At 67.7% G+C, this 13952-nt stretch carries 9 protein-coding genes; 2 read left to right on the top strand and 7 right to left on the bottom strand.

The window, feature by feature from the left end; genetic code table 11:
* Nucleotides 1-95: 95 nt before the first annotated feature.
* Nucleotides 96-1034: an EamA family transporter gene (locus tag ACK4JY_RS10805; protein ID WP_409605536.1), complete on the bottom strand. Its 939-nt coding sequence runs from the start codon at nt 1032-1034 to the stop codon at nt 96-98.
* On the bottom strand, nt 1031-3115 hold the full coding sequence (locus ACK4JY_RS10800; RefSeq protein ID WP_409605534.1) for a glycoside hydrolase family 36 protein: 2085 nt from the start codon (nt 3113-3115) through the stop codon (nt 1031-1033). Before ACK4JY_RS10800 ends, ACK4JY_RS10805 begins: the two co-directional genes overlap by 4 nt.
* A gap of 243 nt (nt 3116-3358) precedes the next feature.
* Here ACK4JY_RS10800 and ACK4JY_RS10795 point away from each other — a divergent pair, with 243 nt between their 5' ends.
* A complete protein-coding gene (locus tag ACK4JY_RS10795) occupies nt 3359-4363 on the top strand; it encodes an amidohydrolase family protein (RefSeq protein WP_409605532.1) in 1005 nt (334 codons plus the stop codon).
* 14 nt (nt 4364-4377) lie between these two features.
* Nucleotides 4378-6288, top strand: a complete 1911-nt coding sequence (locus tag ACK4JY_RS10790) for an NPCBM/NEW2 domain-containing protein (RefSeq protein ID WP_409605530.1) — start codon at nt 4378-4380, stop codon at nt 6286-6288.
* Between the two features lie 5 nt (nt 6289-6293).
* Here the strand turns inward: ACK4JY_RS10790 and agaR are convergent, their stop codons facing one another.
* The 5 genes from agaR to ACK4JY_RS10765 form a co-directional block, all read right to left on the bottom strand.
* Entirely contained in the window at nt 6294-7088 is a 795-nt protein-coding gene (agaR, locus tag ACK4JY_RS10785) for a transcriptional repressor AgaR (protein ID WP_409605528.1), read from the bottom strand.
* 194 nt (nt 7089-7282) lie between these two features.
* Nucleotides 7283-8629 (bottom strand): HlyD family type I secretion periplasmic adaptor subunit, encoded by a 1347-nt coding sequence (locus ACK4JY_RS10780; RefSeq protein WP_409605526.1) that lies wholly within the window; start codon nt 8627-8629, stop codon nt 7283-7285.
* Nucleotides 8626-10431: a type I secretion system permease/ATPase gene (locus ACK4JY_RS10775; RefSeq protein WP_409605524.1), complete on the bottom strand. Its 1806-nt coding sequence runs from the start codon at nt 10429-10431 to the stop codon at nt 8626-8628. Before ACK4JY_RS10775 ends, ACK4JY_RS10780 begins: the two co-directional genes overlap by 4 nt.
* A 79-nt stretch (nt 10432-10510) precedes the next feature.
* Complete coding sequence (locus ACK4JY_RS10770) at nt 10511-13333, bottom strand: M10 family metallopeptidase C-terminal domain-containing protein (protein WP_409605522.1); 2823 nt, start codon at nt 13331-13333, stop codon at nt 10511-10513.
* An 18-nt stretch (nt 13334-13351) separates the two neighbouring features.
* Nucleotides 13352-13864: a hypothetical protein gene (locus tag ACK4JY_RS10765; protein WP_409605520.1), complete on the bottom strand. Its 513-nt coding sequence runs from the start codon at nt 13862-13864 to the stop codon at nt 13352-13354.
* Nucleotides 13865-13952 lie beyond the last annotated feature (88 nt).

The raw sequence follows: 13952 nt of genomic DNA, 5'->3' as shown, positions 1-13952 counted from the left end.
AACCTCGGTTCAAAAATAACGTCCGGTTGGGCGACCTCCCGGATGCCCCGACGACAACCGACGGCGGCCTCCTTCGAAGAACGCCGAACTGCCGCCTAGGGGGCCGTGGCCAGAAGCGCCGAGGCGATAACGGCCAGCGCCAGGCCGACCATCTTCAGGTCGCCGGGCACGACGCCGATGATCAGCAGCGAGATGACCGCGGTGGCCAGCGGCCCGCCGGCGTTGGTGAGCGGCGCGACCACGATCGCCTTGCCGTAGCGAAAGGCATAGACGAGCGAGAGGGCGCCGAGGGCGTTGAGCATCTGGATTCCCGCGGCCAGCCAAGGCCCGTCCCAGCCCCAGTTGATCGGCCTTGAAAAGTCCGTCATCGCGAGGGCCACCGGCGCCAGCAACAGGCCACTCAGCATCATGTAGAAGAAGATGCTCTCGGCGCGCATGTGGGTGTTGGCCAGCTTCATGAAATAGGCCTGGACGCCCCAGCAGGCCATGATGATCAGGGCCAGCGGGAACCAGGTCGAGCCCTGGGCGAACGAAAATCCCTGGGGCGAGAAGTCGAACAGCGGCAGGGCGATCAGCGCCAGCACCACGCCGATGGCCCCCAGCCGCGACGTGCGCTCCTTCAGCAGGACGAACGACAGCAGGATGGTGATCAGCGGCGACAGGGAAATGATCGGGAAGACGAGATAGGCCGGGCCCGTCGTCACGGCATAGAACAGGATCATCTGGCCGCCGGCGCCGGTCAGGCCGATCAGCAGGCCGTAGAAGATCGACTTTGGGTCGCGGTCGAGCTTCCATTTCTCGCGCTGCATGACGATGACCGCCGGCAGGATCATGGTCACCGCCCACACGCAGTAGACCAGCGTCTCCGGGAAGCCGCGCTGGGCGGATATGCCGGCGAACGCCCCCCACACGCCCCACAGGGCGACGGTCAGGAAGGCGAAGATCAGCCAGCGCCGGGACGTGACGGCGGGCGCGGGCGGCGGGGTTGCAGGCGTCTGGGCTGCGGGCGTCGGGGCCGCGGAGGTATCGGTCATGCGCGGCCGCCTTGCACGGGAATGGCTTCAATCAGCAGGGATTTCTCGAACCGGGCGGGGATGCGGGCCATCGGCCCTGTCACCGCGCCCAGATCCACGCCGTTGACGTAGTCGGTCAGGCGATAGCCGCCCGCGCCAAGACCGCGCAGTTCGACCGGCCCGTCCCACTGCGGGGCATAGAAGGCGTAATACAGCCGGCCGTCCTTCTCGATCGCATGCGCCTCGGGCTTGTCGAAGCCTATGTCATACAGCTCCCCGAGGTACTGGCCCTTGGGCAGCATCTTCGCATTGTAGAGGTCGGCCCATTTGCGCCACACCGCTTCGCGCTCGGGCGTCAGGCGGAAATTGGCGTCCTTGCCCCGGCCCTCGTTCGGCCAGGTGAATTTGGTCGAGATGACCGCGCCGATGCCGACCGACGAGGCGAAGTCGTTCCCGCCGTCGCTGAGTTCGACGTGGTCGCCGGCATAGGCGGCGTCGCGCCCCATCAACGCCTTCAGCGACTTGCCCTTGAGCCGCACCTGCCACGACGACAGCGGATCCGACGACGGGACCTGGTTGGTGTAGGGCAGGTTGTGGAAGGCGTAGGAGGTGCCGCAGGGACAGAATTCGACGACGGCCTCGGGATTGGCCTCCCGCGCCGTGTCGTAGACCATCTTCCAGAAGTCCTGCAGCTTCTCGACCGACTCCTCCGGACGGGCGTGGTTGTGCGCCGGATTGTGGCAGGGCGCGACGCCGTTCATGTGCTGTCCGTCCAGCTTCAGTCCCTCATAACCCCATTCGCCGATGATCTTGCGGATCAGGTTCCGGGTGTAGTCGCGCGTCGGCTGATAGGCGGGGCACAGATAGAAGGCGTTCCACCAGGTCACGTCCTGCACCGCGCCGTTCTCGTCCAGCAGCAGCATGTCGGTGTGATCGTGCAGCAGGTCCGAGCCCGGATCGACCGCCAGCGGGGCCAGCCACAGTTTGGGCTTGAGGCCGGCGGCGCGGATCGCCGTGACGAAGGAGACCATCTCCGCCTCGGTGCGGAATTTGCGCGGGTCGAGGGCCCAGTCGCCCTCATTGGTCTGCCAGCCGTCGTCGAGCACGGCCCATTTGAAGCCCAGTTCCTTGACCTTGGCGTAGGTGCCCTCGACCTCGGCGACGGTGAAGTTGCGGTCATAGCCCCAGGCGCACCAGATCGCCTCGTACGACCCCTCCGGGGCCTTGGGCGCCGCCAGACCGCGGTCGGCCATGACGCGGCGATAGGCGTCAAGAGTCGCATAGTAGTCGCGCCGGTGCACGGCGACGAAAGCGTCCAGCGAACTCAGGCTGTCGCCGGCGGCCAGGGTCACCGCCCTCGCCTCCTGCAGCGCCACGGAGGCGCCGGCCGGCGAGGCGATGATCGGCAGGGAGATCAGCTTCGGCGTCAGCTCGACATGGCCGACGGCGATGCCGATGTCCGGCCGCCAGACATCAGCGACCGGCGTGCCCGACCCGTAATCGGAGGCGTTCATGCCCATGAAGTTGGGCTGCTCGAAGCCCTCCCCCACCGGCTGCACCCAGTCCCGGCGATCGGCATGGGTCGAGCCGGACCAGGACCAGAAGCCGGCGCCCGATGACTTCAGCGTATGCCCCCCGACGCGCCAGCTCTCGATGGCGACCGGCTCCCCGCGCGTGTGACGCCAGGTGACGTTCAGCAGCGGAAAGCCGGGATAGCGGTCGTAGAAGGTCAGGTTTACGGTCTTCTCCAGACCATCGGCGGAGGCGCCGCGCACCGTGTGGCGCACCCCCTGGCCGTGGCGGTCGCTGACCGGCTGCTGGCTGTGTCCGGTAAAGAAGAAGCTGTCGACGACCTGGCCGCCTTCGAGCGTCACCGTCTCGGAGGCGTCGAAATCGGTCAGGGGCGCGCCCTGTCCCTCCGGCCCGGAAATCAGCCGGCTCTTCAGGGCGGAATCAAACTCGATCGTCAGGGCGCCGTCACCCACACGCACGACGGCCGGAGCGGCCCACACCCGGCCGGCGCCGAGCGCCCCCGTGGCCAGTATGGTCCCGCCGCCGAGGGCCAGAAGGCCGCGCCGGTTCACAAGGTGTCCCGTGATCATCGCCCCACCCTTTTGTTACCTGTGTCTGGAAATGATCTTGCATAAGCCGATTTCCAAAGGCAAACAAAAAGACGCACACCGAAACGTTCAGCTTCGTTTTCGTTGCGTAGAGATATGTGTTTGGGGAATATGGAGGCGGCCATGAGGATCAACCGGCGCTTGCTACGCACTCTTGTGGCGCCCTTCGCATTACTCGCCTGCGCACTGTCGGCTTGCAGCACACCCGCCGGGGGAACCTACAGCGTGGCGGACTTCGCCACGGTGCGAAAGTTCGACTCGCACGTCCACGTCAATGTCGCCGACAGCGCCTTCCTCGAACAGGCGGCGGCCGACAATTTCGAAATCCTGTCGATCAACGTCGACTATCCGACCTTCCCGTCCGTCAGCGATCAGGCCGCCGTCGCCCATCATTTCACCCGGATCGACCCGCAGCGCTTTCACTACGCCGCCACCTTCTCGATGAAGGGCTTCGGCGACGCCGGCTGGGCCCCGGCCGCCAAGGCGTCTCTCGACTCCGAATTCCGTCAGGGCGCCGTGGCCGTGAAGGTGTGGAAGAACATCGGCATGGTCGAGCGTGACGCCGAGGGACAGCTCATCTTCATCGACGACGCGGGCCTGAACCCCGTCTTCAGCCATCTGGCGGCGCTGAACATCCCGTTGATCGCGCACCAGGGCGAGCCGCGCAATTGCTGGCTGCCGCTCGATCAGATGACGACCGAGAACGACCGGCTCTATTTCAGCAACCACCCGGAATACCACATGTATCTCCACCCCGAGATGCCCAGCTATGAAAGCCTGATGGCGAGGCGCGACGCCATGGTCGCCGCCCATCCGGACCTGCGGGTCGTCGGGGCGCACATGGCCAGTCTGGAGTGGAGCGTCGACGAGGCGGCGAAATTCCTCGACGCCCATCCGAACGCCGTCGTCGAACTGGCCGCCCGCATGGCCCAGATCCAGTATCAGTCGGTTCGCGACCACGCGAAGGTGCGCGACTTCTTCATCCGCTATCAGGACCGCATCCTCTACGGCACCGATCTGACGCTCAATCCGGGCGAGGACGCCGAAGGCTTCCGCAAGGTGGCCCACGACTACTGGCTGAAGGACTGGACTTATCTGGCGACGGCGGAAAGGCAGCGCGTCGACGACATCGACGCCGACGCCGTTGGACTGGCCCTGCCCCGGTCGGTCATCGACAAGATCTACTACAGCAATGCGAAGCGCGAGTTCTTCGCCAGCCGCAACTCCTGACGAACAGGCATCCGATGACCGTGCGCTCCCTGCTGACGTCCGCCGCCCTCTGCTGCGTCCTGGCCCTGTCGACGCCCGCCGTGGCGCAGGTCGACCCGCTGGCGGCCTCCGGCGAGTGGTCCATCCCGGAACGGTCGCAGGCGCGCACTCCGCCGATGGGCTGGAACTCGTGGAACGCCTTCCGCACCGAGGTCGATGAGGCCAAGGTCCTCGGCTCGGCGAAGGCCATGGTCGACAGCGGCCTGGCCCGGCTGGGCTACACCTATGTCAACATCGACGATGGCTGGTGGCTGAAGCGGCGGCAGACGGACGGGCGGCTGGAGATCCGCACGGGGCTGTTCCCGTCAGCGGCGGTCGAGGGCGGCGACACCAGCTTCCGGCCCTATACCGACACCCTGCACGCGATGGGACTGAAGGCCGGCATCTACACCGACATCGGCCGCAATGCCTGTTCCCAGGCCTATGACCTGCATTCCCCGAACCTGCCCGAGGGCACGACGGCGGAGCGCGAGGTCGGACTGCAGGGCCATGTCGATCAGGACATCGGCGTCTATTTCCGCGAGTGGGGCTTCGACTACATCAAGGTCGACGCCTGCGGCATCAATGTCTACGGCCCGGACACCGAACTGGTGCGCGAGCACGCCTATACGCCCGTGCCGCCGCTGATCGACCAAGCCGCGATCAATCGCACCGACGTGGACGCCGTCAAAGCCCTCTACGCCGAGGTGGCGGAGGCGCTGACGCGGCACAATCCGGACGGCGACTACATCCTCGCGATCTGCAACTGGGGTTCGGCCGACGTCCGGTCCTGGGGCAAGGACGTCGGCCATATGTGGCGCACCAGCGGCGACATCACCCCGACCTGGACGCGGATGCTGCACAATTTCGACAGCGCCTCGACCCGCGCCCTCTACGCCAAGCCGGGTGCCTGGAACGACCCCGACATCCTGTTCATCGGCCACGGCGAGTTCGATCATACCCACCTGACCGAAGCCCGGTCGCATTTCTCGCTCTGGGCCATGATCAATGCCCCGCTGCTGATCAGCTACGACCTGCGTCAGGCGCCGCAGACCCTGATGGACATCTGGGGCAACGCCGACATCGTCGGGCTCAACCAGGACCCGGGCGGGCACCAGGGCGTCATCGCCTATGCCTCGGACGACGTGCAGATCCTCGTCAAGACGCTGTCGAACGGCCGCAAGGCGGTGGCCCTGTTCAATCGCGGCCTCGGCCAGACCGACGTGACCCTGACGGCTGCGCAGATGAAGTTCGCCGGCGACGCGCCGGTGCGACTGCGCAACCTGTGGGAGCCGGGCGCGACATCGACCTTCACCGGCGAGACGAGCTTCACCCTCGAGCCGCGCCAGACCCTGGTGTTCGAGGCGTCCGGCGTCCGGCAGCTGGCCGACGGCGTCTATCTGTCCGAGATTCCCGGCGACGTGAACGTGGCGGTGGATGGCGTCATCGCGCCCGAGCCGGATCCGGTCGTGCACCGCATGCGCAATGCCTGGGGCCCGACGCGCGGCTCGGGCGAGCGTCCGACCTATACCGGCTGGGGCGGCGCCCAGGCCGATACGACGCCCTACGACCAGGCGCTGCGCATCGGCGGCGAGACCTTTGAAACCGGCATCGGCGTGCTGACCAACTCGCGTCTCGAGGTGCGCAACGCCGGACACACGCGTTTCGAAGCCCGGGTCGGCGTCGACGATTCCACGCGCAACACCCGGGACGTCGTGCGCTTCTCCGTCTATGGCGATGGCGCGCTGCTGGCGGAAACGCCGCCCATGCGCTTTGGCGAGGCCCCCCGTTCGCTCACCGCCGACATCGACGGCGTCCACCTTGTCGAGATCGTCGCCCGGTCCGAAACGCTCAGCAGCGACCTGCCGCTGGTCGTCGCCTGGGGCGACGCGGCGCTGCGCCGCTGACGGCGTCAGGCCTTGAAGAGGCCGACCCCGAGTCGGTCCGCGGCTTCGTCGATATAGGACGGCGCGGCGGTGTCGGTGACCAGCACGTCGAGGTCGCCGACATCGATGATGCGGTGCAAGCAGACCCGGCCGAATTTCGAGGCGTCGGTGACGGCGATGACCTCGCGCGCCGTCTCGACCATCCTGCGGTTCAGCTGCGCTTCCGCGTCATGATGCGTGGTGATGCCGCGCTCGATGTCGAGCCCGTCCACGCCGAGGAACAGCTTGTCCAGCAGCAGATCGTCCAGCGCCGCCACCGTCTGCGCCCCGTAGAAGGCCATGTTCTTGCGGCGCAGCTCGCCGCCCAGCATGACGATCTTGATCTTCCGCTTCTGGTTGAGAACGCCGAGCACATCGAAGTCGTTGGTGACGACGGTGATGTCCTCTTCGTCCGGCAGGAAGCGGGCGATCTGCAAGGTGGTCGTGCCGGAGTCGAGCATGATCGACTCCCCGGGATTGACCATGCCGGCGGCCAGTTTGCCGATCCGTTCCTTGGCCTCGGTATGGCTGACGCGCTTGGTCTCGATCGCCGGTTCGACATGGGCGTTGACCACCTCGGAACTGATGGCGCCGCCATAGGCGCGGGTCGCCACGCCGTGATCCTCGAGGTAGTGCAGGTCCTTGCGGATGGTCTGCATCGACACGCCGAACAGTTCGGAAAGGGCGGCGACCTGAACGCTGCCGCGCGTGCGGATCATGGTCGTGATTTCACGCCGCCGCTCGGACGTATCGCGCGTCACCACACGGGAACCATCCGCCATCGACCGCATCTCCCTGACCGGATCGCGGCTCCGCAGCCGCGCTTTCGGTATATGTTTCAACCGTTAGCGTCCGACCTCTGCAACCGTCAATAACGGAGCAAGGGGTCGCCCGACCGGGTAAGAGGACAGATTATAACGTCCTGGGTTTCAATTTCACTACAAAACGAAAGCCGCCCCAGCCCTGCTGCGGATGGTTATTGCTCGCTGCCGGACCGCCACAGATTGTTGGTCAGGGGCTCTAGCAGATAGGCCAGCGCTGTCCGCTTCCTGAGCAGGATGATCACCTGGACCGGCGCCCCCGGGCGCAGTGAACTCGCCGCCCGCCCGAGAGTCTCGAGTTCCGAGGCCGGGACCACGATCTCGGCCCGGTAGTAGGTCTCGCCCGTCTGATCCGAGGTGAAGCTGTCTGCCGATATCCGGGTGACGCGTCCGTGGATCGTCGGCGGGTTGCGCTCGCGCAGGCCGGGGAATTGCACCTCGGTCGACAGCCCGACCCTCAGGTTGTCGATGTCGTTGGGGTTGACCTGGGCGATGATGACCTGCGAGGCGTCCTGGGGCACGACCTCCATCAGCGTCTGCCCCGGCTGGATCACGCCGCCCTGGGTGAAGATCGTCAGCCCGACGACTTCCCCCGACGCCGGCGCCCGGACCTCGGTGCGGGCGATCTGGGCCCGCAGTTCGGTCATCCGCGGCCGCAGTTCGTTCAGCTGTACGTCGATCTGGCGCAGCTGGTCGGCGACATCCTCGTTCAGCTCGGTCGAGACGCCGGACATCTGCAACCGGGTCTCGCCGATGGCCTCGCGCGACCGCGCGACCTGGGACCGCAGCGAGCCCATCTCACCGTCCAGCTGCGCCGCCGTGCGCTCCAGCGCCCGGACCCGGGTCAGGGGCGCGTACCCCTGATCGGCCAGGCTGCGCATCCCGGCCAGCTCCTCCTGGATCAGGCGCTGCTGTTCCAGATTGGCGTCGATCTGGCGCTGGTAGCCGGCGATCTGCTCGTTCAACTGGGCCACCCGCTGGCTCAGCACGCCCGTCTCGGTCGAGCGGCCGCTTCGCCGGGCGCCGAACTGCAGCTGCTGGATGCGCAGGGACTCCCGCGCCAGGGCGAGGTCGTCGGCGGGCAGGTCGGCGAACTCGGGCGGGGTCGGAATGGCGCGCAGCCGGTCGCGCTCGGCGGTCAGTCGGGCGCGTTGGGCGATCAGGGCATAGACCTGGCTGGTCACGCCGCGCTCGGTCGCCCTCAGCTCGCCCGACGACAGCTGCAGCAGGATCTGGCCGCGGCGGACCGTGTCCCCCTCGGCGACATGCAGGGCGCTGACCACGCCCCCCTCGCGGTGCTGCACGGCCTGGCGGTTGCCCGAGACCGCGATCTGACCCTGGGCATAGGCGCCGGCGTCCAGCGGGGCGAGAGCCGCCCAGCCGAGGAAGAGGCCGAAGAACAGCACGATGATGCCGCCGCCCGTCACCAGCTCGCGGCGCGGGTTGTCAGGCTCCAGCGCCGGTTCGGCGCCGGGCCGCAGGGGAGTGTCGGCGTGGGTCATCGGGGTCGCCTCGAGGTCGATGCGGCACGCACCTCGGCCGGGCCCGGCTCCGGGGCGGCCGTCGGCGCCCCGGGCCGGCCGGAGGTGGCGCGCATCTTCTCCAGCACCGCCTCGCGCGGCCCTTCCAGCCGTATGGCGCCGTCCTGCATCATCAGCAGACGATCGACCCGGGCCAGCACCCCGGCCCGGTGGGCGATGACGACCACGGCGGCTCCGCGCGCAGCGGCCCCGACGATGGCCTGCATCAGGGCGGCCTCGCCCTCCTGATCGAGGTGCGAGTTGGGCTCGTCCAGCACCAGCAGGACCGGATCATTGTACAGCGCGCGCGCCAGGGCGACGCGCTGGGCCTGACCCGCCGACAGGCCCTGCCCGAACGGTCCCAGGACCGTGTCGTATCCTTGGGGCAGGCGCAGAATCATCTCGTGCGCTCCGGCGGCCACGGCGGCCGCCACGGCGGCCCGGTCGGCCGTTTCCTGATCGACCCCAGCCGAGGTCGAGAAGCGCGAGATATTCTCCTTGATCGAGCCGGCGAACAGGCTGGGAACCTGCGGCAGATAGCCGATCCAGCGCGCCAGATCGTCGCCCTCGCGGGCTTTGTACTCGGCCCCGTCCAGCCGGACCGCCCCGGCCTGCGGGTTCAGGGCGCCGGCGATCACCCGGGCCAGGGTTGTCTTCCCCGAACCACTGGGGCCGACCACGCCCAGCGTCTGCCCGGGCGCCAGGGCGAAGCTGACGCCGCGCAGCTGCGGCTGTTCGGTGTCCGGGAACCGGACCGAGACGCCCTCGACCTGCAGCCGGCCGAGCGGGTCGGGCAGCCGGGTCCGTTCGCGCTCCACCGCTGCGGTGCTGGCGAACAGATCGGACAGGGTGTTCCAGCTGGTGACGCCGTGCACCAGGCTGGGCCATACGCCGACCAGCATTTCGATGGGAGCAACGGCCCGGCTGAGCAGAACCGAGGAGGCGATGATCGCGCCCACCGAGATTTCGTTCTTGACCGCCAGCCAGGCGGCCAGACCCAGGGCGGCCGACTGAAGCACCAGGCGCAGGAATTTGATCGCACCGTTATAGCGGCCCCCGGCCAGCTGGGCGTCGGCCTGAGCCGCGGTGGCCCGGCGGCGCTGCTCGACCTGACGGGCGATCGAGGACTCGCGCATGCCGAGGGCGCGGACGACTTCGGCCTGGCCGGCCACCGCCTCCTGCGCGGCATAGGCCGAATTCTGCGACTGCATCGCCTGCTTCAGGCGCGGGCGGGTATCGCGCTCGTTCAGCCAGGCCAGACCGAACAGCACGCCGGCGCCGACGAGGGTCAGGGCGCCGATGGCCGGGTGCAGCAGGAAGCAGCACAGCAGGTAGATCGGCGTCCACGGCGCGTCGAACAGCGCCAGCATGCCCTGACCGCTGATGGCGCCCCGGACGTGGTCGAATTCACGCAGCGCCTGCGTGTTCGGCAACCGCGCCTGCAGGTCGACGACCCGACCCAGCACCTTGCCGGACAGCATGCGGTCGAGACGCAGACCGGCCCGCAGCATCAACCGCCCGCGCAGCCAGTCCAGCGCCGCCAGGGCCGCGAGCGCGAATACGGCGACCACGGTGACCAGCACCAGCGTCATCAGGCCGCCGGTCGGCACGACGCGGTCGTAGACCTGCAGCATGTACAGGGTCGGCGTCAGATACAGCAGGTTCACAAAGGCCGAGAACACCGCCGCCCACACAAAGTGCGGGCGGCAGGCCCTCAGTGCTTCGGCCAGAGGCTCGGTCCCCGGCTTGCCGGGCAGCAGGTGTTTCAACAAGGCCTCGGTCACCGATCGTTCTTCGTGTGTCGCCGGGGATGGGCAACAACAGGTCCGGGGTCAACCCGCCGGGCTGACCCTGAAGACCGCCCTACAGGTAGAAGTCGCTGGAGCGCAGGGCCGCGTTGGTCTCGACGAGGAATTGGAAGTCCGCGATCCCGTCGCCGTTCAGATCGCCGGAGACGTACTGGCCGTCCTCGCCGAATTCGAACCTCAGCTCGCCGGCCCGGCCGCTGAAGTCCCGGTCGCCGATGAAGCGGAACGACTGGTTGCCGGACCGACCGAGGTCGGCGTCCAGATCCCTCAGGTCGATCCGGTCCCCGCCGCGGCGATCGAAGTCGGTGATGACGTCCAGCGAGGTTCCGGTTCCGAAATCGTCCAGCGCGGCGAACACGAAGGTGTCGCGACCCGAACCGCCGGTCAGGGTGTCGCCACCCTCGCCGCCCAGCAGGAAGTCGTCGCCCGATCCGCCTTCCAGCACGTCCGCTCCGCCGCCGCCGATCAGGGTGTCGTCGCCGGCGCCGCCGCGCAGCACATTGGCCGCCGCATTGCCGGTGATGACGTTGTCATCGCGGTTGCCGGTTCCGTTCAGCGCGCCCTCCCCGGTCAGCACCAGGTCCTCGAGGCCCGACCCGAGCTCATAGGAGATGCTGGCCTGGACCGTGTCTGTTCCGAACAGGCCGTCTTCGATGACCAGGTCGCCGGCGTCGTCGACCACATAGGTGTCGCCGCCCCAGCCGCCGTCCATGGTGTCCGCGCCGCTGCCGCCATCAAGGAGATCGTCGCCGAGGCCGCCGTCCAGTTGGTCGGCGCCCGCCCCGCCAAACAGGCTGTCATCGCCCAGCAGGCCCGTCAGGGCGTTCGCCCCGGCATTGCCCTGGAGGATGTTGTCATCACCGTTGCCCGTGCCGGACAGATCGGCCTCCCCGGTCAGGGTGAGGTTCTCCAGCTCCGCGCCCAGCGCATAGGAAATCGAGGCCAGGACCGTATCGTTGCCGCCCTTGCGCGAACCGAACAACCACAGAAGCTTGTCCTTGAGCGCGCCGAGTCCGCCATGTCCGCCATGTCCGCCGTGTCCGCCGTGGGACTCGCTGACGCGATCCCCGGCGTTGTCGACGACGTAGGTGTCGTCGCCATCGCCGCCGTACATGACGTCCGCGCCCGCGCCGCCATCCAGAAGGTCGTCGCCGTCGCCGCCTTCCAGCCTGTCGTCGCCGGACCCGGCCCGGATGACGTTGTCGGCGCTGTTGCCGGTGAGACGCTGTCCGGTCGAGGCCGTCCCGACGAGGTTCTCGAAGTTCTGTTTGAGCGTGTAGGAGGCGAGAGAGGTGCGAACCTCATCCGTCCCGGCTCCGGAGCCCTCGACCACCTGATCCGCGACCTCATCCACGACATAGATGTCGTCGCCGGCCCCGCCGGTCATCAGATCGACGCCGACGCCGCCATCCAGCGAGTCATTGCCGTCGCCGCCGTTCAGCGTGTCGTTCCCCTCGCGCCCCACGATGACATCGTCACCGGCGTTGCCGGTCAGGATGTTGTCGACGGCGTTGCCGATGATCGCATCCGCGCCGGAGCCGCCGACGGCGTTTTCGATGGTCGTGCCGTAGGCGATGCCGACATTGTCCGTGAGGCGGCCGACGACCGGATTGGCGGTCAGGGCCGCGATATTGGCGTTGTAGGTGGCGAGCGGCACGGGCGGGAGACCCGCGGCGGCGCGATTCGCATTGGTCTCCTCGAACGTCGGGGCCGAGGCCGCGGTGACCCCGCCGATGCTGCTCAGGGCCCCGGGGGTGAGGTCGATCAGCTGGGTGGTGTCGTAGCCGGACGCGTCGAGGGTATCGATGCCGCCCGCATCATAGATGGCCATGACCGGGGCGGGCGTCACGGTGAAGTCGAAGGAGTCACGACCGGCGTTGCTGTTGAAGCCGTAGGTCGTGTCTCCGACCCGCGTCGTGGGGTCGGCGCCGTAGATCGCCTGGATGGTGGCGATGTCATGGATCAGCGGGGTCGCGGCGTAGACGGTGGTCGAGATGTTGAAGTCGAAATGCCGCGCGCCGAGCGAGGACGCATTGAAGTAGGACATCACGCTGTAGGCGCGGGTGTCCTGGGCGTACTCCGCATTGGCGGCGTAGGTGATGCTGAGACCCGGCGCCGCATTGTACGCGCCCGGATGGCTCAGGCCCAAGGCGTGGCCGGCCTCGTGGACCAGGGTGTGGATGCCATACAGGCCTTCGTCGAGCTGGAAATTGCTGGCTTGGGCGGTGCTGATCCAGACGTCGCCGCCGATCCTGACGACCTGTTCGTTGAGAGCCGGGTCCGCCGTGAGGGTCGCGGCCGGGAGTCGGGCGTAGGCCTGGGTGTTCGGCGCGTTCAGCAAGTTGCCGAAGTTTATGTCGCCGTCGTCCGCCGAGGTCTCGACGAAGGTCGTCGCTATCAGGTCGTCCCACGCGGCGATCGCCTCACGTGTCGCGTCGCGCTGCTCGGCGGTGAAGGCGGCGAAGTTGAAATACTCGCTGAAGGCGTAGAGCTGGCCACCGGACTCATAGACGTAGCCGTTGTTGAACAGCTCGTCCTGGTTTTCGAAGAAGGCGAAATTGATTACCGCGGCGCTGCCGCTGGTGGGCACGGCGTTGTTGGGTCCCGGGGTCCACGAAATCCCTGTCCGGTTCAGGTTGGCGGTGACCTGCTCGAGCGTCCAGACGGGCTTGCCGGCGACCGTCCCGCCGGTGCCGTCGATGTTGGCGTCGACGGGCGAGGTGGACATGTCCGGGCCCGGATCCGGGTTCTGGACGCAGCCCGGGCAACCGCAACCCGCCTCGCCGGTGTGAGGGAGGATGTTCTGGAAAGCCTCCAGATTGAACGTCGACCCGGAGTGGATCGAGACCTGGCCCTTGGCGCTTTGGTTCGTCTGCATGATCGTGTCCTGTTCAAGCTATCGTTCAATGAGGGGCTGGGGTCCCGACGGCGCCTCGTCGGCGCGCCAGGGCAAGGTCTCGGAAAGCACCGCATCGATGGCGGCGTCCAATGCGGCGCTATCGGCGCCGAGCGCTGCGGCGCGAGGCGGGGCGCTGAAGAGTTGCGCGGTCTGCTCGGCCGTGGCGCGGAAGGGCCGGATCGAAAACGCGACGAGCGGCGTGGGCTCCGGTCCGGCCTGGACGGACGCATGGACCAGCAGCGCGACCGTGTCCGACGCGATGACCTGAGGATCGCCATGGGCGATTTCGGTCACCGGAAGCGGTGAGTTGCGCGCCGCATTGGCGACCACGCGGCGGCAGATGTCAGATTGAAGATCGCGGTTGTCCAACAGTCGCGTCGGCGCGACGAGGCAAAGCACGGCGACCTTTTTGGCATCACGCCAAAGGAGTGTCGGCGTGGACGCCGTCACTGGCCCGCAGCCCAGGAGTAGAGCGGCGGTGGCGATAAATGTCGCGCGCAGTCTGGCCATGAACTCCTCCGCACGAACTACTCCCGACGCGAAGCCGATAACTCTGCCCGGCCCCGCATGAATGACCGGTCCGTTGGGGTACTGGAGG

The organism is Brevundimonas sp., assembly GCF_046295595.1.
Classification (GTDB): Bacteria; Pseudomonadota; Alphaproteobacteria; order Caulobacterales; family Caulobacteraceae; genus Brevundimonas.
The sequence above is the reverse complement of the archived record's forward strand: the minus strand, read 5'-3'. Positions and strand labels throughout refer to the sequence as shown.

Excerpts from the sequence above, each read along its gene's own strand:
- ACK4JY_RS10805 (WP_409605536.1), bottom strand. The coding sequence starts at position 1,034 with ATGACCGATACCTCCGCGGCCCCGACGCCCGCAGCCCAGACGCCTGCA.
- ACK4JY_RS10800 (WP_409605534.1), bottom strand. The coding sequence starts at position 3,115 with ATGATCACGGGACACCTTGTGAACCGGCGCGGCCTTCTGGCCCTCGGC.
- ACK4JY_RS10790 (WP_409605530.1), top strand. The coding sequence starts at position 4,378 with ATGACCGTGCGCTCCCTGCTGACGTCCGCCGCCCTCTGCTGCGTCCTG.
- agaR (WP_409605528.1), bottom strand. The coding sequence starts at position 7,088 with ATGGCGGATGGTTCCCGTGTGGTGACGCGCGATACGTCCGAGCGGCGG.
- ACK4JY_RS10780 (WP_409605526.1), bottom strand. The coding sequence starts at position 8,629 with ATGACCCACGCCGACACTCCCCTGCGGCCCGGCGCCGAACCGGCGCTG.
- ACK4JY_RS10770 (WP_409605522.1), bottom strand. The coding sequence starts at position 13,333 with ATGCAGACGAACCAAAGCGCCAAGGGCCAGGTCTCGATCCACTCCGGG.
- ACK4JY_RS10765 (WP_409605520.1), bottom strand. The coding sequence starts at position 13,864 with ATGGCCAGACTGCGCGCGACATTTATCGCCACCGCCGCTCTACTCCTG.